This is a genomic window from Arthrobacter sp. Bz4 (genome assembly GCF_003075455.1).
Taxonomy (GTDB): Bacteria; Actinomycetota; Actinomycetes; order Actinomycetales; family Micrococcaceae; genus Arthrobacter_D.
On the sequence record NZ_QDAE01000005.1, the window covers coordinates 22,088 to 44,664 of the forward strand.

Here is a 22,577-nt window from a genome sequence, read left to right on the forward strand (position 1 = left end):
CGCCCCATTGAGCTCAGCTATGATTCTAAACACATTTTTGGAGCAAGACCGCTATCGGGAACCCGGTGTGTGCCCGTTCAGGATGCCGCGTTCCATCGCCACCACGACCGCCCGCGTTCGATCATCGACGTCCAGTTTGGCGAAGATCCGCAGCAGATGGGTCTTCACGGTGGTTTCGGCAATGTAGAGCTTCGCGGCGATATCCGGGTTACTCAGCCCCTGGGCGACGCACTGGAGCACCTCCCGTTCCCGCGGCGACATGCGCGGTCGCTCTGGCGCCCTCAGCCGTGACACCAATTTCGCCGCAATCGGCGGCGCGAGAACTGTTTCCCCACGGGCCGCCGCGAACACCGCACTGATGATGGTTTCACCCGGGGTGTCTTTCAGCAGGTAACCGACCGCGCCGGCCTCGACGGCCCGCACAATGTCGGAGTCGCCGTCGTAGGTGGTAAGCACCAATACTTTGACCCCGGGCTGGCTCGCCAGGATACGGGCGGTAGCGTCCGCCCCATCCAGGAGCGGCATCCGCAGGTCCATGAGGACGACGTCGGGCACGACGTCGGTCGCGGCGGCCACTGCTTCCTCCCCGTTGGCTGCTTCGGCGGCGACCACAATCCGGGGATCGGTGGAGAGCAGGTTAATCAGCCCGGCGCGCACCACAGGATGGTCATCAACCACAAGAATTCGGACCGTATCCGCGTCGGCACTGTGGGCGGGGGAGTTGGGTGAGGTGGAACTGCTGCTGCGCGGCTGGGCAGGAGTCATTGAGCCTCAACCCGTTCCGGCTGGTTCTGCGCCGCAGCGGGCGGGGCCGCAACGGTGCTCTGGTGATCTTCGACGGGCACCACCATGTGGAGGACGCATCCCTCTCCGTTGGCCGAGCTGACCCTGAGAGTCCCCCCAATCTCGCCGAGCCGTGCGCTGATGGATTTCAGCCCGTAGCCGGAGGTATCCAGGTCCGGGTCGAACCCTCCGCCGTCATCGCTGACAGTCAGGACCAGATGGGATCCCGAGTGTTCGAGTTTCAGCTGGGACCGGGAAGCCGAAGCATGCCGCCGGACATTGGTGAGTGCCTCCTGTGCCGAGCGGAGGAGGGCGATTTGCTGGTTCGAGGTCAGGTGCGGCAGGGCATCGGGCAGCGTCGAGGAGGTGTCACAGCCCGCTGATGTCGCCGCCGAGGCAAGCCTGTCCAGTGCCCCCAGCAGGTCTCCGCCCTGCAGCTGGGACGGCCCGGTCGACGCAATCAGGGACCGGGCTTCCTGTAGGTTGTCACGTGCGGTGGTGTTGATGGCGTCCAGCCGTGCCACCAGCTCCTGGGCGGCGCCGTCGTCCAATCGGGTGCTGCGCAGCTGTGCGAGCGCTGCTTCGGACAGCATCACCACCGAAGTGAAGCCCTGGGCGAGGGTGTCATGAATTTCACGGGACATCCGTTCCCGCTCCGCCATGGCGCCCTGCCGCTGGTCGGCGAGTTGGAGTTCGGTCCGGGCGGCCTCCAGCTCGGCGAGGAGCTGCGCACGGTCCTCGCTCTGGTCAATGATCTTGTAGATCCACAGTCCCAGCATCGTTGAGGCCAGGAAGGACAGGCCGGCTTGCAGTCCGATTCCGAGGAGGTCTTCGGGGGACCCGCCGAACCGGACAAGCTGCCCCGTTGCCACCGCGACGCAGATGGCTGCCGTGCTGATGAGCCCTGCACGCGCCGTGCTGGAGAACATCCAGATCTGCGGAAACGCCACGAAGAGGAGTACAGCTCCGGAGCCTGGGAGGAAGGCCAGAAATCCGACCACCAGGATGAGGAGGATCACGTAGGCCGTAGGACGCCACGTCCCCAAATGTTGCTGGCGGGTCAGGAAGGGGTACGTGGCCGCCAACACCCCCAGAGCACTGAGGGTCACCGCCATGATCGTGGGGTTCGGCTCCCCGTTGAGAACCACGAGGACCACCACAACTAATGCTGTGTAGAACCCGATGTGCCACCACTTCATCCCGTGGATCCACACCGAGTTCTCCGGCAGGAGCCGGTCGGTGCGCTCGGGTTTGATGTTCATGCCAACACCCTACGTCCGGTGAGGTGCCGCGGCCCACAAGTCCTCATTTCTGCGGTGGCCATTTGAAGGTGAGCCGGGTCAGAATCAGCCCGACCACCAGCCAAAGACCAATCACCATGGCTGACATGCCCAACGCCCAGGTCTGGCCGGGCTCAGCCAGTTCAAACTGTTCGGGCAGGAACACGCTGCGCAGGCCACTGGCAGTCCAGCGCAGTGGCGTCAGGTTGGCCACCTGTTGCAGCCACTCTGGGAGACCCGTGAACTGGAAATAGACACCCGAGATGAAGGACAGGATGAGGACCGGCATCACTGCCAGAGTCGAAGCACTTTCAGCCGATTTGGCGATGCAAGCGAAGGCTGTCCCCACGACCGCCCAGGCGGCAGTGGCGCCCAGTAGCAGCCAGGCTACGGTTAGCCAGGCGCCCCAGGTGGTGGGGAGGTCGATGCCGAGGAAGAGAGTGCTGCCGATCACGAGGATGATTGACTGCCCGACAATCAGGTACAGGGTGACACCCATTTTGCCGATGAAATAGGACAGCATGGGTAGCGGGGTTCCAGCGAGCCGTTTGATCCCGCCGTTGAACCGGTCGGCTGCCACATAGCCGCTGAGGTTCTGGAAGCCGCTGAGGATTGTGCCGAGCGCCAGCATCCCCGGGAAGTAGTACTGTGCCATCGTGACTTTTGCCTCGGGTGGGCCCACTGAGGGGTCGTTGCCGAACACGGTCCCGAAGAGCGCCATCATGACAATCGGGAAGAACAGGATCAGGATTAACGACAGCCCGTCCCGGTTGAAGGCTTTGATCTCGGTGGCGGCCCGGCGTCCGCCGAGGGCAAGGGTGCTGGGCCGCCAGGCTGCGTTGTGTGCAGCGCCGGTCTGCTGGCCGGCGTTCAGGGTGGTCATGCCTGTTCTCCTTCGGGTGAGGTCAGCGGGTCAGCGGTCGTGGTGGTTACGGTGTCGGCGTCGTGCTGGCGCAGGAGTTCTAGGTAGACATCCTCGAGGCTGGGCCGGATAACCTCCAGATCGGTCGGTTCCCAGGAGCCTCCCTCGGTGAGTTGGTGGATCAGGGCACCGGGGGAGGTGGTGGCCTTTTCGTGCTGGCCGTCGTCGTCCCTCCACCGCACTCGGGGGATTCTGAGGTCCGGGCCTCCCACGCTGTCGGCGGTGCCGGTGGCGATGACCCGTCCGGACGCGATGATGCCGAGCCGGTCGGAGAGGTGCTGGGCTTCGTCCAGGTAATGGGTGGTGAGCACAATTGTGGTTCCATCCTTGCCAAGGCCCCGGATCAGGTCCCAGAACCGGCGGCGGGCGGCAGGGTCGAAGCCGGTGGTGGGCTCGTCGAGAAACAGCAGTTCCGGGTTGCCGATCATGCCCAGGGCCACGTCAACCCGTCGGCGCTGACCACCGGAGAGGGACTTGATGAGGGCCCCGGCCTTCTCCTCGATCCCCACAGCAACCATCACTTCATCAACGCGGCGCGGGTTGGGATAGAGGGCGGCAGCGTCTTTGAGTGCCTCGGCGACTTTCAGTGTGCCCATATCGGTGGCTTCCTGCAGCACAATGCCGATGCGTGAGCGGAACAAAGCCGGCGCCTTGTACGGGTTCTGTCCCAGGACGGTGACAGTGCCGGATGTTGGTTTGCGGTGGCCTTCAAGAATCTCGATCGTGGTGCTTTTTCCGGCACCGTTGGGTCCCAACAGGGCATAGGTTTCGCCGGTCTCAATGGTCAGCGACAGCTTGTCGACGGCGACTAGATCACCCTTCTTCGGCTGCCGGTAAGACTTCGTCAGGGAGTCGACGACGACGGCGCTCGCCGGATCGGGCGGGGGTGCGGAACCTGGTGTTTCGGTGCGGCTGGACGCAGTTGACTGTTTCATAACACCAGCGTGTCACCGGGGCCAGCCCGGCGACAGATCCGGTAGGACGAGTGATCCTGTCCTGCTACAGCAGGACAGGATCATCAGCCGGTTCGGGACGGCAGACCCCGGACCAGGACGCCTTCGACCCGCATCCCAGCCTTGGCCGGGAAAGGTTGAGCGGTGTTCAGGAGCGGGTTCTCTGGTGTTGAAAAATAGTTGAAAAAGTTTTTCTGGTGACCCTGAATCGGCCCCCGTTTTGTCAGTGCTCGATGATGGAATGGAGGTATGAAAAGCAGTAAAGCTTCTTCTACCGGATCGGGATACTTCCCCGATTCCGGCCCGGATTCCGGGTCCGCGAACAGGTCCCCGGGCGCTCCAGGGTGTGCGGGTGCTGCGGGTGCTGCGGGGGCTTCGAGGATCCCGGGTGGGTATGGTGCCGCCGGGCCCCTGGGCGAGGGCTCGACCTGGACGGCACCGAAGGCATCCACCGATCCCACCGATCCCCCCGGTCCCACTGATCCTCTTGATCCGGCTGCCGAGGGTGGCCCGGCGTCGCTGCCGGCGTTGTCTGGTCAGGTGTCGGTCGAGGCGATGGTGAGGTTGAACGCTGGCCAGACCGTGAACCTGCTCAAGACGCTGTCGGTGTTGCGGTCCTGGATCGACGCGCAGGAAGCCAAAGCGGCCACCCATCTTTATGACCTGATGGCCGAGGAACACCCGTGGGCCGAAGACCAGGACCACATCCACGCCCTGGCTGCGTCGGAGATCGGTGCGGCCCTGCGCCTGCCGGAGCGCACGGCTGGTTCCCTGCTTGACCATAGTGAGCTGCTGGTCCGCGATTACCGGGCCACCCTGACCGCGTTGGAGAATGGCAGGTTATCGCGCCGTCACGCGTGGGCGGTGGTCGGGGAAGCAATCGGTATCCCGGATACCGTTCCCGCCGTGATGGCCGCATTCGAGGCCCAGCTCATCGGTCTGGCCTGCAAGACCACGGTGGCGAAGTTTTACCGCCAGGCCCAACGGTTACGTGACATCTTCCACCCAGAATCGATCACCCTGCGGCACCGGAAGGCTCTCCAGGACCGTCGCGTGTATCTGGACCCGGCGCAGGACGGGATGGCCTGGCTTCAAGCCTTCCTGCCCACCGAACAAGCGGCCGGGATCTTCCACCGCGTCGACACCGCAGCCCGTAACCTGCAAGGCCCCGACGAGGACCGGACCCTCACCCAGTTACGCGCCGACGTCCTCGTGGATGTCCTCACCAGCGCCGGACCCACCGGACACATGAGCGACGCACCCGACCCCGCCGGCCCAGCTGGCCCAGCTGGCCCAGCTGGCCCTGCTGCTGCCGCTGGGACCGAACCTGGTACTGCCGCTGGGACCGAACCTGGTACTGCCGCTGGGACCGAACCTGGTACTGCCGCTGGGGCCGGCCCGGGTGCTGACCGGGCCGGGCCGGGAACAGCGGACCCCGAATCGCGGACGGACAGCGGATCCGGGACGAACAGCGCATCCGGTCAGCCGTGGGAGGCCGGCATGTATTGGGGTGTGCAGGCGAAGGTGTTTGTCACCGTCCCGGTGATGACTCTCCTCGGCGGGGATGCCCCGGGTGAGTTGGAAGGCTACGGTCCGATTGATCCCGAAACAGCACGTCAGCTCGCCGGGCACGCACCATCGTTCACCAGGATCCTCACCCACCCCTTCACCGGGGCCAGGCTTGGCGCTGATGCGACCACGTATCGGGTCCCGCAGGACCTGAAGGATGCGGTCCGGGTCAGGGACGGGACGTGTCGGCATCCGGGATGTAACCGGTTGGCGGTGTTCTGCGAACTCGACCACACCACCCCCTGGTCCCAAGGCGGCAAAACGTCCTACGGAAACTTGGCGGCCCTGTGTAAACGCCACCACATGTTCAAAACCGAAGGCTACTGGCACTACCAACAACCAGACCCCGGGACGATCATCGCGATCTCACCACTCGGCGAAACCTACCTCACCCGACCAGACCCACCACCAGCACCACGGCCGGAAACCCCACCGCCATTCTGAGCAGTGTCTGCCTAGATGCACCCCGCTGCTGCGGGGCGCCCCCTACTTCACTACGGCGTTCGTTACCGGCTGGCGATGATCTTCTGCAACGCTACGGTGCCGTCCGTCTTGGGAAGGAGCAGCCACGCCACGAAGTACATCGGGATGCTGATGAACGGCAGGAGGAAACTCAGGAGGATGCCGATCCGGACGTACGCGACTGGCCAGTTGAACTGCAGTGCGATGCCGGAAGCAATCCCGCCGAGCCACCCGCCCGGGGCACGCTTGATGGGTGATTTACGGAGAATATCGAAGAATTTGTCCATGATTTAGGCTAACCCGTTTCGGTAGTCAGTGGTGGTTGGATTTGCGGCCGGTCATTGAGATCAGACCGCCGACCACGAGGGCCACCCCGGTGCCGACCAGTAAACCGATCAGCACCAGACCGGTGTCCAGGTTGATGTCAACAAGTTGAGACAGCAGCACCAGAATTCCCACCGCGATCGCTATCAGCCCCCAGACCACGGTGCCGGCGCGGACTGATTTCCCGCCGTCGTTCTTGGCAGTGTACCCAGTGGTGCTCATCGCGAGATGCCTCCTACGTTTTCAAGTTCGGTTTGGGTGGCGGCCACCGTGGTGTGGCTCATGGCGCCGCGGATTTCGAGGATGATCCTCGGTCCGGAGGCGTCCTGGTTCAAATCGATCTGCGCGGGATGCCACATGCCGCCAGCCGTCGCTTCCTGGCCGTTATCCACGGTGCTGAGAGCTCCGAGAGCGATTGAGGAGCGCACCTCGACCGGGACGTCGTCGGGAATCAGGATTCCCACATTTCCAGCGAGGGAGTTAACTGGGACCACCAGGTCTTCGTCGAGGTTGGCCAGGTTGCTGAGATCAACTGTGCCCTGACCCGCAACCACGGTGTATCCGTCGCTGGCAGGCCTCTCGGTGGTGGGACTCCAGACGGCACTGCTGCCGATCGTGAGAGCTCCCGTGCCTAGGGTTGAGCCGGTCACCACTGCTGCCGCCATGCCGACTGCAGCCATGAAGCCGAGGAAGCCTGAGGTGCGGCCGCGGAGACCCAGCGTCACGATGCCCAATCCGAGCAGGATCAGGCCAGCGGCGATCGCTACCGGGATCGCTGAGTTGCCCAGGCTGAAAATTCCGGTGTAGTCGAGGACCAGGACGGCGCCGACGGCGATGAGTGCGCCACCCAGGTAGAGAGCCAGTTCGGCGCCGCTCGGCTTGGGGACCGGAGGTTTCTGCGGCACAGGCGGTCTCTGCCTTGGAGCCGGGAGCGGTGGCAGCTCACTGTACAGAGGTGGTGGGGTTAGGGTGCCCGGCGGGCGGCCCGGTTTGTCGGTGGCGACAGTGTGAGTCGAGCTGGTGTGGGCCCCGGCGGGTGGCGCGCTTGCAGTTCCTGGGGCGTCCGTCTTCTTGTTCGACATAGTGACCACCACATAAATCCCAAAGATAACGGCGCCGATCCAGAAGATGGTCCAGAAAAATGCACCACCACCACCGTCGTCGACGAAGAACGGAAAGTTGGGGCGGCCGATTCCCACAACCGTCAGGATCAGGGCGCCGGTCATGCCTGAGGTCCAGCTGCCCCGCGCCGCGGATTCGAGGTGGATGCGTCCGTCTGGTTCGGGCAGCAGCGCCCACGCGAGGCCGTACAGCAGGACCCCCACGCCGCCGAAGATTGCCAGCAGGATAAACCCGCCCCGGATGAGGACCGGGTCCAGGCCGGTCCGGACCGCGATACCGCTGGCGACCCCGCCGATCCAGCGGTCCTGACCCCTGACGATGCCAAGGCCACGAAGCCAGCCAAAGAAGTTGGTGGAGGCTGCTGGGGGTGTGTCGGCCCGAGGCGTCCCTCCGGGAGCGCTGTCTGGGTCAGGCATGCCGTTGACGGCGGGAGGAGCCTCGCCTGCGGGCTGGTCCCGGGGGCTGAAGTCCTGACCGTGTCCGGCAGTCGACTCCACGGGATCGGGTGTTGCTTCAATCGGAGGGTTATCCGAGTGGTCGTTCGGGTCCTGATGCGAATTCATACCTCAATCCTGTCGGCAGGGGAACAGAGTTTCTATCGGGGGCTACCCTGACCTGTCCCTGAGGGGCACCTGACTTTCCCTGAATCCCGCACCAGTCGGCCCGGGATCGTGTTTGGATTGGGTCATGAGACCAGCCCTGCTTCGCTCCAACGACGCGATGATCGCCGGTGTGTGCGCGGGACTTGCCGCCCACCTCGGCATCACGGTCAACGTGGCACGGATCGCCATGGTGGGCCTGGCATTTGCCGGCGGGGCAGGGATCTTCCTCTATGGCTGGTTGTGGGTGCTGGTCCCCACCCAGGAGGAACAACTCCGTCGGGCCCCCACCCCAGTGGGCCCCCGCCTCACCTTCCCGACGTCCCAGGGGGCTGCTGGTGGGGCCACCAGCAGCTTCGTAGGGAGTTCCACAAGCCCAATGGTGAGCCCGACGGCGGATCCCTCGGCTGGGTCGCGCGGCAGCACTCAATCCCTCATCGGTAAACGCGAAGTTCTGCTCGGCACTGCACTTTTGCTGGTGGCGGCAGTGGCGATTGCCCAGCAGCTTGGCGCCAACCTGCCGCTCGACACCCTGCTGCCGGTCGGTGTGGTGGTCACCGGGGCAGTACTGGCCTGGACCCAACTGGACGAGACACGCCGTGCTGGCCTGATGAACCGTGCCGGGGCATCGCAGGCCGGAGGTCTGGCCCGGCTGGTAGCCGGGCTGCTGTTAGTGACTGTTGGAGTGCTGATCATGGTTTCCGGGTCCATCTCCTGGGAACTCACCTGGTCAACACTGATAGCCACGGGAGCGGTGCTGGCTGGGGTCTTTCTGGTGTTGGCCCCGTGGGGGCTGAAGTTCTGGCGGGATCTCGAAACCGAAAGATCGGGGCGGGCCAGAGAAACTGAACGGGCCGAAATCGCCGCCCATCTCCATGATTCGGTGCTGCAGACCCTCGCGCTGATCCAGAACCGGGCGGGCTCCGAACAGGATGTGGTCCGGCTGGCCCGAGCGCAGGAACGTGAGTTGCGAAACTGGCTGTACGCCGATGCCACCCAGCAGTCTGGAAACCTGGCGGAGCGGATCCGCGCCCTCGCCGCCGAGATCGAGGATAGCTACGGCACTCCCATCGACGTAGTGGTTGTGGGGGACGCTGAACTCTCCGCGCGGCAGGAGATTCTGGCGCAGGCAGCCCGCGAGGCGGTGCTCAACGCCGCGAAACACGCGGGGGGCAACATTTCCGTGTACCTGGAGGCCGGCCCGACCGGATCGACGATCTTCGTCAGGGATCGGGGCAGCGGGTTCGATCCGGAGACCATTCCGGAGGATCGGATGGGGATCCGCGTCTCCCTGTATAGCCGGATGGACCGACACGGAGGTGAGGTGTCCATCCGCAGTAACTCGGAAGGCACCGAGGTTAAGCTGGTGATGCCAGAAAAGGAAGCAGACGGTGCGCAGTGAATGATCCCCAGCAACCAATCACGGTGGTCGTGGTTGATGACCACGCCATCTTCCGATCCGGTCTTCGCGCCGACCTCGACAGCCGAATCACAGTTCTTGCAGAAGCCGCCGGAGTAGCTGAAGCCATTGCTGCCATCCACGAGCACCGGCCGCAGGTGGTGCTCCTGGATGTGCACCTGCCGGGCGGTTCCGGCGGCGGCGGTGCCGAGGTTATCGCGGGCTGTACTGCCCTGCTCGCGGGCACGCGGTTCCTGGCGCTGAGCGTGTCAGACGCGGCAGAGGACGTGGTGACTGTGATCCGTGCCGGTGCCAGGGGATATGTCACCAAGACCATATCCGGCCCCGAGATTTCCGACGCCGTGCTGAGGGTTGCCTCCGGGGACGCCGTGTTCTCGCCGCGGCTGGCCGGTTTTGTCCTTGACGCCTTCGGCACCGCGGCAGTCGCCTCGGTGGATAGCGAACTGGACCGGCTTTCGGCCCGCGAACTCGAGGTGATGCGCCTCATCGCCCGCGGCTACAGCTACAAAGAGGTCGCCAAGGAGCTGTTCATCTCCATCAAGACGGTCGAAACGCACGTATCGGCGGTGCTACGAAAGCTCCAGCTGTCCTCCCGGCATGAACTCACCCGGTGGGCCGCCGAACGGCGACTCCTCTAGCGCCCGGGCGGCTGGCCGGGAGGACACTGTGCAAACTACTGCGCCGTCGTTAATTACTGCGCCGTGGCGAGGAACTCCTGCAGGCGACCGACGCCGGTGGCGAGGTCAGCATCACCCAAGGCATAGGACAGCCGAAGGTACCCACTGGGGCCGAACGCTTCACCCGGCACCACCGCCACCTCGACCTTGTCCAGAATCAGCGCGGCCAGCTCAGCTGAGCTCGCTGGCCGAATCCCTCCCAGTTCGCGACCCAGCAGAGACCGAACGTCAGCGTAGGCATAGAAGGCGCCTTTGGGGACCGGGCACTCGACGCCGTCGATCGCGTTCAGCCCCTCCACCATCGCAATCCGCCGTCGGTCAAACGCCACCTTCATCTCGTTAACTGCTGTCAACGGGCCGGACACTGCGGCCAAGGCCGCCATCTGGGGTACGTTCGAGACATTGGACGTGGCATGGGACTGCAGGTTGGTGGCGGCCTTCACCACGTCCTTCGGCCCGATCATCCAGCCCACCCGCCAGCCGGTCATGGCGTAGGTCTTTGCGACGCCGTTGAGGATCACCATTCGGTCGCCAATTGCAGGTGACGCAGTGGCAATGGAGGTGAACGGGACGCCGTCGTACGTGAGGTGCTCGTAGATTTCGTCGGTAACTACCCACAGGTCATGCCCCGCAGCCCAATCGCCGATTTCCTTCACCTGGTCCGGGCTGTAAACCGCTCCGGTGGGGTTGGATGGGGAAACAAACAGCAGAATTTTGGTGCGCGGGGTCAGCGCAGCCTCCAACTGGTCGACGGTCACCAGGTAGCCCTGCTCGGGTCCGGCAAACACCTCCACCGGAACGCCGCCAGCCAACCGGATAGCCTCGGGGTAGGTGGTCCAGAACGGTGTGGGAACCAGAACCTCGTCTCCGGGATCGAGCAAGGTGGCGAAGGATTCATAGACGGCCTGCTTGCCACCGTTGGTGACAAGCACCTGGGCCGGATCAACCGTGTAGCCCGAGTCCCTCAGTGTCTTCTCGGCGATGGCCTGCTTCAGTTCGGGAAGCCCCCCTGCAGGCGAGTACCTGTGGAAACGGGGCTGCCGTGCCGCGTCGATCGCCGCTTCCACAATGTAGTCGGGTGTAGGAAAATCGGGTTCGCCAGCACCAAACCCAATTACCGGACGGCCGGCGGCCTTAAGCGCCTTCGCCTTGGCATCGACAGCGAGTGTCGCCGATTCAGCGATGGCGGCAATTCGCTTCGAGATCCGCCGTCGTGGCTCGTTCGGGGCGTCCTGCGTCTGGGCGTCAGGGGTGGCAGTCATGGTGTTCCCTTAGAGTTGGTGGTGCAGTGGACTGTGACGTGATTCCAGCTTAGGCCGAAGACGCCGTCCGGCCACGTTACTGTCGCACAACTCAGCCTTTTTCGGGCACTTCTAGCGGTCCAGGCGGTTCGCCGGGTCTTCCGGTTCGACGCCGGGGCGGACATTGCGTAGACTTATTCCTCGGTGTTGAAATCGCCATGATGGTTCGTGCCTGCGTTAGCGTAGTCGGATCGGCGGAATCAATCCATAGGGTAGTGGCGCAATTGGTAGCGCAGCGGTCTCCAAAACCGCAGGTTGCAGGTTCGAGTCCTGTCTGCCCTGCGCATTCGACGTAGCAAGAGAGTCCTCACGGACTACAGAAACCGACACAAATGGAAGAGGTTGAAGGTGACCGAAACGGCTGCGGGCAGCCCCCAGGGTGGCCCTTCCGAGAAGAACACTCCCAAACGGGGTTTCTTCGGCCGAATCATCCTCTTCGTGCGGCAGGTTGTCTCTGAGCTCAAGAAGGTAGTTGTACCGACCCGCAGGGAACTCGTGCGGTACACCATCACCGTGATGGTCTTCGTGATCATCATGATGCTGATTGTGACCGCCCTGGACTTCCTGTTCGGGACGGCTGCGGTATGGGTCTTCGGCGGCGCATAGCGAGACCCGCGCGGTAATGCAGTAAACAAGCTGAAGAATTTTAGAAAGCAGGCAGCTAGGTGTCCGAGCAAGAACTCGAACGGCAGATCACTTCTGTTGAGGATGATCTGGAGAACGAGGATCAGGTAGCTGATTCCGGAGTCGAAGCGACCCCGGCTGACAGCGATGCCTCGGCCGACGGCGAGACGGAGTCCCCAGTGGAACCTTTCGAAGGCGAAACTGAAGAATCCACCGAGACCGCAGAATCCACCGATGTCGAAACCGACGTCGATGATTCCGAGCCGGCCGCCGACGAGGATGCCGCTCCGGCGGAAGATCCGGTGGCACTTTTCAAGGCGCAGCTCCGCCGGCAGGAGGGTGACTGGTATGTCATCCACTCCTATGCGGGTTACGAGAACCGCGTGAAAGCGAACCTCGAGACTCGTATCCAGACCCTGGACATGGAAGAGCACATCTTCGAAATCCAGGTGCCGATGGAGGAAGTGGTGGAGATCAAGAACACCACCCGCAAAATCGTCAACCGGGTCCGTATTCCCGGTTACGTGCTCGTCCGCATGGACCTCACCGACGCATCGTGGGGTGCCGTCCGGCACACCCCGGGAGTCACCGGCTTTGTGGGTAACGCCCACAACCCGGTGCCACTGAGCCTCGGTGAAGTGTTCTCCATGCTCGAGCACACAGTGGTCCACACCGATCCTGAATCGGGCAAGCCAGCGAAGAACCAGCTCACCCCAGCGACGGTCAACTTCGAAGTAGGCGAGCCGGTCACGGTCAACGAGGGCCCATTCGAGACCCTGCAGGCGACAATTTCCGAGATCAAACCGGAGTCCCAGCAGCTGGTTGTTCTGGTGTCGATCTTCGAGCGCGAAACCCCGGTGACGCTCTCGTTCAGCCAGGTCACCAAGCTGCAGTAATCAAGCTTCGTACCGCCCGGGCCGGCTTAGCCCAGGTGGTGCGGTAGGTCATCACGCCATGGTGACCAACAACCCATGGGACGCTCCTGTCCTGTGGACGTAATGTGAAAGAAGGACCCTTCATGGCCCCCAAGAAAAAGGTCACCGGCCTGATCAAGTTGCAGATCAATGCGGGCGCCGCTAACCCGGCACCACCCATTGGCCCAGCACTTGGCCAGCACGGCGTCAACATCATGGAATTCTGCAAGGCGTACAACGCTGCAACAGAATCCCAGCGCGGAAACGTCATCCCCGTTGAAATCACCGTGTATGAGGATCGCTCATTCACGTTCATCACCAAGACCCCTCCAGCTGCCGAGCTCATCAAGAAGGCTGCCGGAGTTGCCAAGGGTTCCGCAACGCCGCACACCGTCAAGGTTGCCAAGCTGAGCAAGGACCAGGTCAACGAGATCGCCACCATGAAAATGGAAGACCTCAACGCCAACGATGTCGAGGCAGCAGCCAAGATCATCGCCGGTACCGCCCGCTCAATGGGTATCACGGTAGAAGGCTAAAGCCTTTCACCCACCGCTCGGCGAAGCGATTCACCGTGCACCTCACAAAGAAAACGTAGACGCGAGAACCGCCAACTTGGCGGAATCGAGCGTCGGAGTGTGGCAGGGCCCGCGCGGTCCGCAGACCACAACTGCATAAGGAGAAAAAGCAGATGGCAAAGCGCAGCAAAGCATATAAGGCGGCCGAAGCCAAGATCGAGGCAGACAAGCAGTACGCCCCGCTCGAAGCAGTAGTTCTGGCCAAGGAAACCAACCCCTCAACCTTCGACGCCACCGTCGAGGTAGCGTTCCGGTTGGGTGTTGACCCTCGCAAGGCTGACCAGATGGTCCGCGGCACGGTCAACCTCCCGCACGGCACCGGCAAGACCAAGCGCGTCCTGGTCTTCGCCACGGGCGAAAAGGCAGAAGCGGCAATTGCTGCAGGCGCCGACTTCGTTGGTTCCGACGACATGATCGAGAAGGTTGCAGCCGGCTGGGTCGATTTCGACGCCGCCGTCGCCACTCCTGACCTCATGGGCAAGGTTGGCCGTCTGGGTAAGGTGCTGGGTCCCCGTAACCTGATGCCAAACCCGAAGACCGGCACCGTAACCGCCGACGTCACGAAGGCTGTTACTGACATCAAGGGTGGCAAGATCGACTTCCGCGTCGACAAGCACTCCAACCTGCACTTCATCATCGGCAAAGTGTCGTTCGATGTGCAGAAGCTCGCCGAGAACTACGCGGTCGCTCTGGAAGAGGTGCTTCGTTTGAAGCCTTCAGCTTCCAAGGGTCGCTACATCCAGAAGGCCACGGTATCCACTACCTTCGGTCCAGGCATCACCGTTGACCCAAGCGTCACCAAGGTTCTGGCCGACGCCTAGGCAGTTCGAACGCCGTCGGGCACAGTTTCTGAGCTAGACAGCCGAAGGGACGCAGCATAACGCTGCGTCCCTTCGTCGTTTAACCGTCGATTTCAGTCGGTTTGGAATTAGTGATTGGCAGTTCTCAATCACTCGGTTAGACTTCCGATATGAAAACCACTGCCACCACCATTGAAGTCCTTACCCGACCGGCGTCGCTCGACCATGCCGGCGGAGCCGACTTCGTCGCGGCAGCTGAGTTAAGCAACCTGGTTGAGCGGGTCCTCTGGGGCAACGACGACCACTACTACAGTCCACAGGCGCGGTACGAGTCCTCACAGCCGAACGACTACGAGGAACGTGTGATGTTCGTGGCGCGCGACGGCGTCGTCGTCGTCGGGAAAGCCGTCATCGACATTCCCCTCATCGATAACCTTGGCACGTGCTACGTCTTCGTCGCAGTCCATCCTGACTACCGCAGACAGGGCATCGGCGCGCGGCTCTACCGTGCCCTGGAAGATCACGCGCGGGAGATCGGCAGAACGATCATCATGGCCTGGACCGACGAGCCCGCCGGATTCGATGCCAGTCCAGCTAATGTGATGGTCCCGGCAACGGGTGCGGGAGCCTTCCCGCGGCACTGCGCGACGACGGCGCTTGCCCTCCGTAACGGGTTCCAGCTGGCGCAGATCGATCGGTGTAGCGTCTTGCTCCTGGACAGGTCACTTCCGCGGGCCGACGCGCTGGCCCGGACCGCCCAGAAGACAGCAGGTCAGGATTATGAGCTGGTGCACTGGCGGGACCGCTGCCCCGAAGACCTCGTGGAGCAATACGCGCTGCTGCGCCAGACGATGAGCACGGATGTGCCGATGGGGGATCTGGACTGGGAAGAGGAAGTCTGGGATGCCGCACGGATCAGGGAAGGCGAAGACCGCCTGCTTCGCTCCGGTGGCCATTCGCTGGTCCGAGCGGTCCGGCATTGTCCCACCGGACTGCTCGCAGGCCACACCATCCTGGAGTACCAGCCGGAGAAGCCGGAAGTGGTGTCCCAGGACGACACCCTGGTGTTGCGTAACCATCGAGGGCATCGACTCGGTATGTGGTTGAAGGCAGCGAATTTGCTGTCCGTACCCTCCGTCTGGCCCGAGGCGCAGCGGGTCTACACCTGGAACGCCGAGGAAAATGCGCACATGCTCGCGGTGAACGTGGAACTGGGTTTCGTGCCCGCGGGGTACACCGCCGCCTGGCAAAAGAAGGGTTGACGCTACGGACAAAAGTGGCTGGGCTGCGTCCGGCGGCGCAGGAAAGTGGCTGGCCCGCGCCCGGCGGCGCAGGAAAGTGGCCGCCCTGCGGAAAAGTGGTGGCCCAACCGCTGTCCTGCGGGTGGGCCACTATTCCGGGGGAGGGCTGGCAGAAAAGTGGCTGCACCGCGTCCGGCCGGGTAGAAAAGTGGCTGCACCGCGTCCGGCCGGGTGGAAACGCGACTGCCCTTCGCTCGGCCGCGCAGAAAAGTGGCTGGACTGCGGAAAGTGGTGGCCCAACCGCTGCCCTGCGGGTGGGCCACTATTCCGGGGGAGGGCTGGCCATCCGGGGTTCCAAACCGGGACGGAAACCCCGCGAGGGGCCAGGATTTGGTTACCCTCTGACCGGTGACGTACCCTTGAAGAACCAAAGACCGTCGGTCGATGCGTACCCCACCCTTTATCCACAGGTTTCCTGTGGCTTGCGGGCCGGGGCATGTGTCTGAAGGTTCCCGTCAAGGGCGGCCAGCGCAGGTGAACGAAGCTCCTCAGTACACACGGTAAAGCCGATGTACCGAAGCCCCGTGCATCTGCGCGGGGCGTTTTTTATTGGGGCAGTAAAAGCCGGCATCAATTCCCCGGAAGGAGGGTTATGGCAACCGCAATCAAGGTAAGCGCAGTTGAGGAAATCGTCACTGATTTCAAAGACTCAAATGCTGCAGTCCTAACCGAATACCGCGGGCTCACCGTTGCACAGCTCAAGGAACTGCGCCGATCACTCGGCCAGGACACCAAGTACGCTGTCGTCAAAAACACCCTGACGGGCATTGCAGCCAAGGAAGCCGGCATCGACGCGTTCGATAGCCAGCTCGCCGGACCCACTGCAATCGCCTTCATCAAGGGTGACGCTATTGCAGCGGCAAAGAGCCTGACGGATTTCGCGAAGTCCAACCCACAGCTCATCATCAAGACTGGTGTTTTCGAGGGCCGAGCCCTTGACGCCGCCGGTGTAAAGGCTCTCGCTGCTCTCGAGTCGCGTGAACTTCAGCTGGCCCGCGTTGCCGGAGTGCTGCAAGCACCCATGGCAGCACTCGCCCGCACCATTGATGCATTGCGCATCAAGCAAGAGGAGGAAAGTGGAGCGCCTGCAGCAGCAGAGACGCCAGCCGCCGACGCTCCTGCTGCAGAGGAAGCAGCTGCACCAGCAGCAGCCGAGTCAGAGGCCGCTCCCGAAGCTGCCGCAGCGCCTGAAGAGAAGTAATTTTCTTCATCCACCAAACTCCGGTACCGAGCGTCGAACCCGATGCCAGGCACCACTATAGGAAGGAAGGCTCTCGCCATGGCGAAGCTCACCAACGAAGAGCTCATTGAAGCTTTCAAGGAACTGACCATTATCGAACTCTCCGAGTTCGTTACGCTGTTCGAAGAGACCTTCGACGTCACCGCAGCTGCAGTTGCAGTTGCAGGCCCCGCCGGTGGCGGCGCAGGCGAAGCTGCTGAAGAGGAGAAGGATTCCTTCGACGTTATCCTCGAAGCAGCAGGCGACAAGAAGATCGCAGTGATCAAGGAAGTACGCGCACTGACTTCCCTGGGTCTGAAGGAAGCCAAGGACGTTGTCGACAGCGCCCCGAAGGCTGTGCTGGAAGGCGCAACCAAGGAAGCTGCCGAGAAGGCCAAGGAATCCCTCGAGGCCGCTGGCGCGACGGTAACCCTGAAGTAGTCTTTTCTGGTTTACGAAAAAACCCCTGACTCATGGAGTCAGGGGTTTTTTCATGTCACGGCTCAGTCGCGGTAGAGGAGCAGGGCTTCTCCCTGCCCGCCGCCGCCGCACAATGAAACGGCCGCCTTGCCGGTACCCCGACGGGCGAGCTCGTGCGCAGCATGCAGGGCCAGGCGGGCGCCCGAGGCACCGATGGGGTGCCCCAACGCAATGGCCCCACCGTGGATGTTGGTCTTCTCCAGCGGGTAGTCCAGATCCTTGAGCGACTGGCACGCCACCGAGCCAAAGGCCTCGTTGATTTCCACGAAGTCCAGCTCCGAGGTTTGCCAGCCAGCGCGCCCCAACGCCTGCTCAATCGCCCGCGATGGCTGCGAGTGCAACGAGTTGTCGGGTCCGGCCACCTGGCCAGGCTGCCCCACCACCGCGAGGACGGTGAGCGAATTCTCCTCGGCGTAAGCCCGCGTTGTCAGGACAAGCGCTGCTGCACCGTCTGACAGTGGTGACGAATTACCTGCTGTGATGGTGCCGGCTTGATCAAACGCTGGCCGCAGTCCCGCGAGGGACTCGACTGTCGTCGTCGGGCGAATCCCCTCATCCCGGCTCAGGACCACCGGGTCACCCTTTCGCTGGGGGACCGAGACCGGCACAATTTCGACGTCGAACACACCGGATTCCATTGCTGCCGCAGCGCGCTGATGTGAAGCGGCGGCGACGGCGTCCTGCTCGTCCCGATTGATGCCCAAGCCGGTGTTGCCGCGCTCGGTAGAGGCGCCCATCGACTCGTTGTCGAACGCGTCGGTCAGGCCGTCGTTGGCCACCGAGTCGATCGCCTGAATGTTGCCGTAGGTCCAGCCCTGGCGGGATCCCGGCCAGCAGGTGGGGCCCACGGGTCATGGATTCCTGGCCCCCGGCAACCACCACTGTCGCCTCGCCGCTGCGGATCAGTCGGGCTGCGTCGATGACAGCCGTCAGGCCGGAGAGGCAGACCTTGTTGATGGTGACCGTTGGGACATCCCAGCCGATCCCTGCTTTCAATGCGGTCTGTCGTGCAGGATTCTGGCCGCAGCCCGCCTGGATGACGTGGCCCATGATGACGGCCCCCACTGTGCCGGCGTCGACCCCAGCCTTGTCCAGTGCACCGGCAACCGCCAGGGCTCCCAGATCAACAGCGGTAAAGGAGGACAGCTGGCCGTTCAGGCGGCCCTGAGGGGTCCGGGCACCTCCGACAATAACGACGTCGGCGGGTGACTTTTCTGCAGTGTTCATCGAGGGGAACGCTCACTTTCGTCTTTGAAGCAGTTGCAGACAAGGCTACTCCCTCCTCCCCAGCTCAGCTAGTGAGCATTAACTGAAATGGAGTGCCGGTGTCGTGACAACGAGGAAGCGAGGACCACCCCGGCCGCCAAGGAGCCGGCACCGCCGGCAGCCATGTCAGCCAGCGTGTCTTCATAGCCCACATTGATCTCCTTGGTGATGTACTCGTTTCCAGCCCACTCAGCAAACTCCCACACCACACTGAGGCCCAGACCGAGCGTGAGGGTGATGATCGCGACTCCCGTTCCGGCCCGTCGGGTCGGCTCGGGCCGAGGCACGTACCGCATCCGCAACAGCAGCAGGTAGGCGATGGGTGCGATTGCCGCTGTGGCGAGCGTATGGATGACAAGATCCCACCAGGAGATCAGCTCGTACAGATCCACGACGGCGCTCCACGCGGCCACCAGCAGAGCGAGACCGTAGACGGTATCGATCCTCGGATCAACCCGGACCATCCTCGACACGAGGACTCCACCGAGCACCAGGAAAAGTACTGCAAACTCGACCGGCCCCCACCAGAGCAGCACGACAATGACGCTGAGCAGAGCGGCCCCGCGGACCGCGTCAGCCATCACCGCCCAGGGGGTTGCCGGAGGTCGAAGTAAATCGTCGATCATGTAAAACACCCTAGTATCAAAGGCATGCTCCCTACGCTCTCAGTGGTCATTCCGTGCCGGAACGACGGCGAGCTCCTCTCGGTTTGCCTTGACGCCCTCGCCGCCCAGACCTATCAGCCGCTGGAGGTGCTCGTTGTCGACAACGGCTCCACCGACCTCACGGCCGCGATCGCCGAGGCCCACGGTGCGCTGGTGGTCACCGAGCCCCGGGTGGGCATTGGCGCGGCTGCCGCTGCCGGCTACAACCAGGCCCAGGGCGCTGTCATCGTGCGGTGCGACGCCGATTCAGTGCCCTCCGACGACTGGCTGGAGAAGATTGCCGCCCGCTTCGCCGCCGACGTCGGGCTGGCGGCGCTGACCGGGCCCGGCCAGTTCTACGGTGTATCCCGGCTGCGGGCCGCCACAGCAGATTTGCTGTACATGCGGGCCTATTTTCTCCTCATGGGCGCGGCCATGGCGCGCTGGCCGCTGTTCGGTTCCAATATGGCGATACGCACCGAGGTGTGGGAGGCGGTGCAGTCCCGGGTGCATTCAACCGATCCCGAGGTGCACGACGACGTCGACCTCGCGTTTGCGCTGGATCCCGGCCACCGGACGGCGTGTGACTTTTCCTTGCGGGTCGGGATCTCACCTCGTGCGCTGGTGGGGGGAGCCGACCTGCGACGTCGTGTCACCCGTGCCTTTCACACCATTGCATTGCACTGGAGCATCGCACCACCGTGGGAGCGCTGGGCCAATCACCTAAAGCCGGCTACCCGACGGCGGTATCACTCAGCGGGGTAGAGCCGCGGAAGCTGGAGCGTCAGCCAGGGGCTGAAGGCCCAGGGGGTGAGACGGACCGCTTCCACGAGCTGGCGGGGTTCAACCCACTCCCACTGGCAGACCTCCGATGCCCGCGGGGAAGGTTGCCCGCTGCAACGGGCGGTGTAGACGGGGCAAATCTCGTTCTCCACCACTCCCGAAAAGTCCACTGCCCGGTATCTGAAGTCCGGCAGGGCGGGGGTCAGGTCAGTGACGGTGATTCCCAGCTCATAGTCGGCACGCCGCGCAATCGCATCCACCGTGGACTCTCCCGGACCGGGATGCCCGCAGAACGAATTGGTCCAGACGCCCGGCCACGTGCGTTTGGAGAGCGCCCGGCGGGTGACGAGAATCCGGCCGTCGGCGTCGAAGACATGGGCGGAAAAGGCGAGGTGCAGCGGAGTTGACGTGTGGTGCACCTCGGCCTTCTCCTGCGTCCCGGTGGGGGTGCCGTCGTCGTCCACCAGGACGACAAGTTCCGCACTGGAGCGGGGACTGCCTTCTGCTACAAACACTGTCTGACCGCTCTCTGACCTGAGTCGTTTAGCATAAAAATGTGGGGTCAGTGTTTACTTTACCTATGGACATGGAAACCTTGCTGGTTGACTCCCGCGGCTTGGAGCAGGTGGAAAGTGTCCTCGCCAAGAGCTTCGCCCGCTCGAAGGCCCGTGCCGCGACCCTTGGACCCACCTATCACCACCTGTGGGAAACCCTCGAGAACTGCGCAGCCGGTGGTAAACGATTCCGGCCGCGCATGGTCATGACAGCCTACGATTGCCTGGCGGGAACCGACCGTGCCACCGCGGCCATGGTGGCGGCGTCCTTCGAAATGCTCCACACAGCCCTGATCGTTCACGACGACGTCATCGACCGCGACTTCGTCAGGCGGGGAATCCCCAACGTTTCGGGCACATACCGTCAGCTCGCGGAAAACGCCGGTCTCGCGCCCGACGACGCAGCGCACCGTGGGCTCTCCATGGGGGTCATTGCCGGGGACCTGGCCCTCTCCAGCGCGCACCGCCTCCTTGACGGCGTCCGCACCGACCCCGCCACCCGGGAACGGCTCGGCTGGCTCCTGGACGACGCAGTGTTCGCCTCAGCAGCAGGGGAGCTACTCGACGTCGACGCCTCAACCTCCAACACGACCTCGTCTGAGGACACCCTTCAGATGGCGCGCCTGAAGACGGCGGTCTATTCCTTCGAGAGCCCGCTCAAAGCCGGCGCTGTCCTGGCTGGCGCTGATGAAACCATCATCGATTCGCTCGGTGACTTCGGCAGGGATGTGGGGATCGCCTACCAGGTCGCCGACGATATTCTCGGGGTCTTCGGTGACGAGAAAACCACCGGCAAGACCACCTGGGGAGACCTGCGGGAGGGCAAACGGACAGCACTGATCTCCTACGTTGCCCAGCGGGCCGAGTGGGAAGAGGTTTCCTCACTGATCGGATCGTCCGAGCTTTCAGCTGCCGGGGCCGAAAAGATCCGCGGCGTCCTGCGGACCTGCGGGGCCCTGGATCATGCGGTGGCTCTGGCGACCGAATATGCGCAGCGGGCGCAGGTCCATCTGGAGGCCGGCCATATCCCTGCCGAACTACGTCAGGGTCTGAGCCCCGTGGCCACTGCCGTCCTGGCGAGGGTGCGGTAGCTTCTCATGCAGCCACGCGATGCTCTTGCCTTCTACACCGATGTGACTCACCGAACCTCGGCGGTGGTGATCAGGTCCTACTCCACCTCGTTTGGGCTGGCATCACGGCTCCTCGGCGGCGACGTCCGCCAGCACGTTGAGACTGTCTATGCCCTGGTCCGGGTCGCCGATGAAGTGGTGGACGGCGCTGCAGCCGCCGCCGGGCTCAGCCTAGATCAGACGCGCGCGGTGCTTGACGACCTGGAGCAGGAAACCGAACGGGCCATGGCCGTGGGATACAGCGCCAACCCGGTTGTGCACGCCTTTGCCAACACCGCCAGGGAAACCGGAATCGCCGCGGACCTGACCAGGCCCTTCTTCGCCTCGATGCGCGCTGACCTGGAGCGGACCGAGCACACCGCCGAATCGTTCGACGAGTACGTCTACGGGTCGGCCGAAGTGGTGGGGCTCATGTGCCTGAAGTGTTTCCTCTGCCAGGAAGCCAGCCCGCGCAGCGCCGACCAGGAACGCAAGCTGGTGGACGGAGCCCGCCGGCTGGGAGCTGCCTTCCAGAAGATCAACTTCCTGCGCGACCTCGCCGACGACTTCGAAGCCCTGGGGCGCAGCTACTTCCCGGGGATCAGGCCCGGCAATTTTGGGGAAGCTGACAAACACCGGCTGCTCGATGACATTGCCGCGGATCTCGCCGTCTCGGCCGACGCCCTCCGCGACCTGCCGGGTTCCAGCCGCCGCGCCGTCGCCCTGGCCCAGGGACTTTTCACCGAACTGTCCCTGCGGCTGCGCAGGACTCCCGCCGAGGAGCTCCTCACCTCACGGGTCCGGGTTCCCAATCCCGTGAAACTCCGGATCGCCGCCCAGGCACTGGCGGGCCGTGTCCCGCAGCCTGACGAAACACCCTGATGACCACCGGAAGG

At 63.5% G+C, this 22,577-nt stretch carries 23 protein-coding genes, 1 tRNA gene and 1 pseudogene; 14 read left to right on the forward strand and 11 right to left on the reverse strand.

All coding sequences use genetic code 11. The annotated features are described in order from the left end of the window. Window positions 1-51: 51 nt before the first annotated feature. The 4 genes from DDA93_RS05725 to DDA93_RS05740 are packed head-to-tail and all read right to left on the reverse strand — an operon-like array spanning window position 52 to window position 3,920. Entirely contained in the window at window positions 52-765 is a 714-nt protein-coding gene (locus DDA93_RS05725; protein ID WP_019483723.1) for a response regulator transcription factor, read from the reverse strand. Further along, on the reverse strand, window positions 762-2,045 hold the full coding sequence (locus tag DDA93_RS05730) for a sensor histidine kinase (RefSeq protein WP_116778273.1): 1,284 nt from the start codon (window positions 2,043-2,045) through the stop codon (window positions 762-764). Before DDA93_RS05730 ends, DDA93_RS05725 begins: the two co-directional genes overlap by 4 nt. Before the next feature lie 43 nt (window positions 2,046-2,088). Beyond that, window positions 2,089-2,946, reverse strand: a complete 858-nt coding sequence (locus DDA93_RS05735) for an ABC transporter permease (protein ID WP_116778274.1) — start codon at window positions 2,944-2,946, stop codon at window positions 2,089-2,091. Beyond that, a complete protein-coding gene (locus DDA93_RS05740; RefSeq protein WP_116778275.1) occupies window positions 2,943-3,920 on the reverse strand; it encodes an ABC transporter ATP-binding protein in 978 nt (325 codons plus the stop codon). The genes DDA93_RS05735 and DDA93_RS05740 overlap by 4 nt, the downstream gene beginning before the upstream one ends. Before the next feature lie 267 nt (window positions 3,921-4,187). On the opposite strand from DDA93_RS05740, the gene DDA93_RS05745 reads away from it, so the two are divergent. Next, a complete protein-coding gene (locus tag DDA93_RS05745) occupies window positions 4,188-5,951 on the forward strand; it encodes an HNH endonuclease signature motif containing protein (RefSeq protein WP_243400533.1) in 1,764 nt (587 codons plus the stop codon). 62 nt (window positions 5,952-6,013) lie between these two features. On the opposite strand, the gene DDA93_RS05750 is transcribed toward DDA93_RS05745, so the two are convergent. Genes DDA93_RS05750 through DDA93_RS05760 form a run of 3 tightly spaced genes read right to left on the reverse strand, consistent with a single transcriptional unit; the run spans window position 6,014 to window position 7,978 of the window. Further along, on the reverse strand, window positions 6,014-6,256 hold the full coding sequence (locus DDA93_RS05750) for a PspC domain-containing protein (RefSeq protein WP_019481463.1): 243 nt from the start codon (window positions 6,254-6,256) through the stop codon (window positions 6,014-6,016). A gap of 25 nt (window positions 6,257-6,281) precedes the next feature. Then, window positions 6,282-6,515 (reverse strand): hypothetical protein, encoded by a 234-nt coding sequence (locus DDA93_RS05755; protein ID WP_019481464.1) that lies wholly within the window; start codon window positions 6,513-6,515, stop codon window positions 6,282-6,284. Further along, window positions 6,512-7,978: a PspC domain-containing protein gene (locus tag DDA93_RS05760; RefSeq protein WP_116778276.1), complete on the reverse strand. Its 1,467-nt coding sequence runs from the start codon at window positions 7,976-7,978 to the stop codon at window positions 6,512-6,514. Before DDA93_RS05760 ends, DDA93_RS05755 begins: the two co-directional genes overlap by 4 nt. Window positions 7,979-8,102: 124 nt before the next feature. On the opposite strand from DDA93_RS05760, the gene DDA93_RS05765 reads away from it, so the two are divergent. Both DDA93_RS05765 and DDA93_RS05770 read left to right on the forward strand, forming a co-directional pair. Continuing rightward, complete coding sequence (locus DDA93_RS05765; protein ID WP_116778277.1) at window positions 8,103-9,416, forward strand: ATP-binding protein; 1,314 nt, start codon at window positions 8,103-8,105, stop codon at window positions 9,414-9,416. Then, on the forward strand, window positions 9,413-10,072 hold the full coding sequence (locus DDA93_RS05770; protein ID WP_243400534.1) for a response regulator transcription factor: 660 nt from the start codon (window positions 9,413-9,415) through the stop codon (window positions 10,070-10,072). The genes DDA93_RS05765 and DDA93_RS05770 overlap by 4 nt, the downstream gene beginning before the upstream one ends. A 53-nt stretch (window positions 10,073-10,125) precedes the next feature. Here the strand turns inward: DDA93_RS05770 and DDA93_RS05775 are convergent, their stop codons facing one another. Next, a complete protein-coding gene (locus tag DDA93_RS05775; RefSeq protein ID WP_116778278.1) occupies window positions 10,126-11,373 on the reverse strand; it encodes a pyridoxal phosphate-dependent aminotransferase in 1,248 nt (415 codons plus the stop codon). A gap of 248 nt (window positions 11,374-11,621) precedes the next feature. Between DDA93_RS05775 and DDA93_RS05780 the strand changes: the two genes are divergently transcribed. From DDA93_RS05780 to rplL, 8 genes are all read left to right on the forward strand, one after another. After that, window positions 11,622-11,694, forward strand: a tRNA-Trp gene (locus DDA93_RS05780). 66 nt (window positions 11,695-11,760) lie between these two features. Beyond that, complete coding sequence (gene secE / locus DDA93_RS05785; protein WP_019481469.1) at window positions 11,761-12,018, forward strand: preprotein translocase subunit SecE; 258 nt, start codon at window positions 11,761-11,763, stop codon at window positions 12,016-12,018. A gap of 59 nt (window positions 12,019-12,077) precedes the next feature. Beyond that, window positions 12,078-12,932 (forward strand): transcription termination/antitermination protein NusG, encoded by an 855-nt coding sequence (gene nusG, locus DDA93_RS05790; protein WP_019481470.1) that lies wholly within the window; start codon window positions 12,078-12,080, stop codon window positions 12,930-12,932. Window positions 12,933-13,054: 122 nt separating this feature from the next. Further along, complete coding sequence (gene rplK, locus DDA93_RS05795; RefSeq protein ID WP_024475782.1) at window positions 13,055-13,486, forward strand: 50S ribosomal protein L11; 432 nt, start codon at window positions 13,055-13,057, stop codon at window positions 13,484-13,486. Between the two features lie 152 nt (window positions 13,487-13,638). Next, window positions 13,639-14,346: a 50S ribosomal protein L1 gene (rplA, locus tag DDA93_RS05800; protein WP_019481472.1), complete on the forward strand. Its 708-nt coding sequence runs from the start codon at window positions 13,639-13,641 to the stop codon at window positions 14,344-14,346. Window positions 14,347-14,495: 149 nt separating this feature from the next. Then, complete coding sequence (locus DDA93_RS05805; RefSeq protein ID WP_116778279.1) at window positions 14,496-15,587, forward strand: GNAT family N-acetyltransferase; 1,092 nt, start codon at window positions 14,496-14,498, stop codon at window positions 15,585-15,587. A gap of 631 nt (window positions 15,588-16,218) precedes the next feature. Beyond that, a complete protein-coding gene (gene rplJ, locus DDA93_RS05810) occupies window positions 16,219-16,827 on the forward strand; it encodes a 50S ribosomal protein L10 (protein ID WP_019481474.1) in 609 nt (202 codons plus the stop codon). A 78-nt stretch (window positions 16,828-16,905) separates the two neighbouring features. After that, entirely contained in the window at window positions 16,906-17,286 is a 381-nt protein-coding gene (rplL, locus tag DDA93_RS05815) for a 50S ribosomal protein L7/L12 (RefSeq protein WP_019481475.1), read from the forward strand. A gap of 62 nt (window positions 17,287-17,348) precedes the next feature. Here the strand turns inward: rplL and DDA93_RS05820 are convergent. Both DDA93_RS05820 and DDA93_RS05825 read right to left on the reverse strand, forming a co-directional pair. Further along, a pseudogene (locus tag DDA93_RS05820) lies at window positions 17,349-18,552 on the reverse strand (acetyl-CoA C-acetyltransferase). 68 nt (window positions 18,553-18,620) lie between these two features. Next, window positions 18,621-19,217 (reverse strand): hypothetical protein, encoded by a 597-nt coding sequence (locus DDA93_RS05825; RefSeq protein WP_019481477.1) that lies wholly within the window; start codon window positions 19,215-19,217, stop codon window positions 18,621-18,623. Window positions 19,218-19,241: 24 nt separating this feature from the next. On the opposite strand from DDA93_RS05825, the gene DDA93_RS05830 reads away from it, so the two are divergent. Continuing rightward, window positions 19,242-20,000, forward strand: coding sequence for a glycosyltransferase family A protein (locus DDA93_RS05830; protein ID WP_243400535.1), 759 nt, complete (start codon window positions 19,242-19,244; stop codon window positions 19,998-20,000). Here DDA93_RS05830 and idi read toward each other — a convergent pair. Then, on the reverse strand, window positions 19,985-20,533 hold the full coding sequence (idi, locus tag DDA93_RS05835) for an isopentenyl-diphosphate Delta-isomerase (protein ID WP_116778281.1): 549 nt from the start codon (window positions 20,531-20,533) through the stop codon (window positions 19,985-19,987). The two genes, DDA93_RS05830 and idi, sit on opposite strands and share 16 nt — an antisense overlap. Before the next feature lie 65 nt (window positions 20,534-20,598). Between idi and DDA93_RS05840 the strand changes: the two genes are divergently transcribed. Together DDA93_RS05840 and DDA93_RS05845 are read left to right on the forward strand one after the other, a co-directional pair. Then, window positions 20,599-21,663: a polyprenyl synthetase family protein gene (locus DDA93_RS05840; RefSeq protein ID WP_019481480.1), complete on the forward strand. Its 1,065-nt coding sequence runs from the start codon at window positions 20,599-20,601 to the stop codon at window positions 21,661-21,663. 6 nt (window positions 21,664-21,669) lie between these two features. Further along, window positions 21,670-22,563 (forward strand): phytoene/squalene synthase family protein, encoded by an 894-nt coding sequence (locus tag DDA93_RS05845; RefSeq protein WP_116778282.1) that lies wholly within the window; start codon window positions 21,670-21,672, stop codon window positions 22,561-22,563. Window positions 22,564-22,577: the final 14 nt, after the last annotated feature.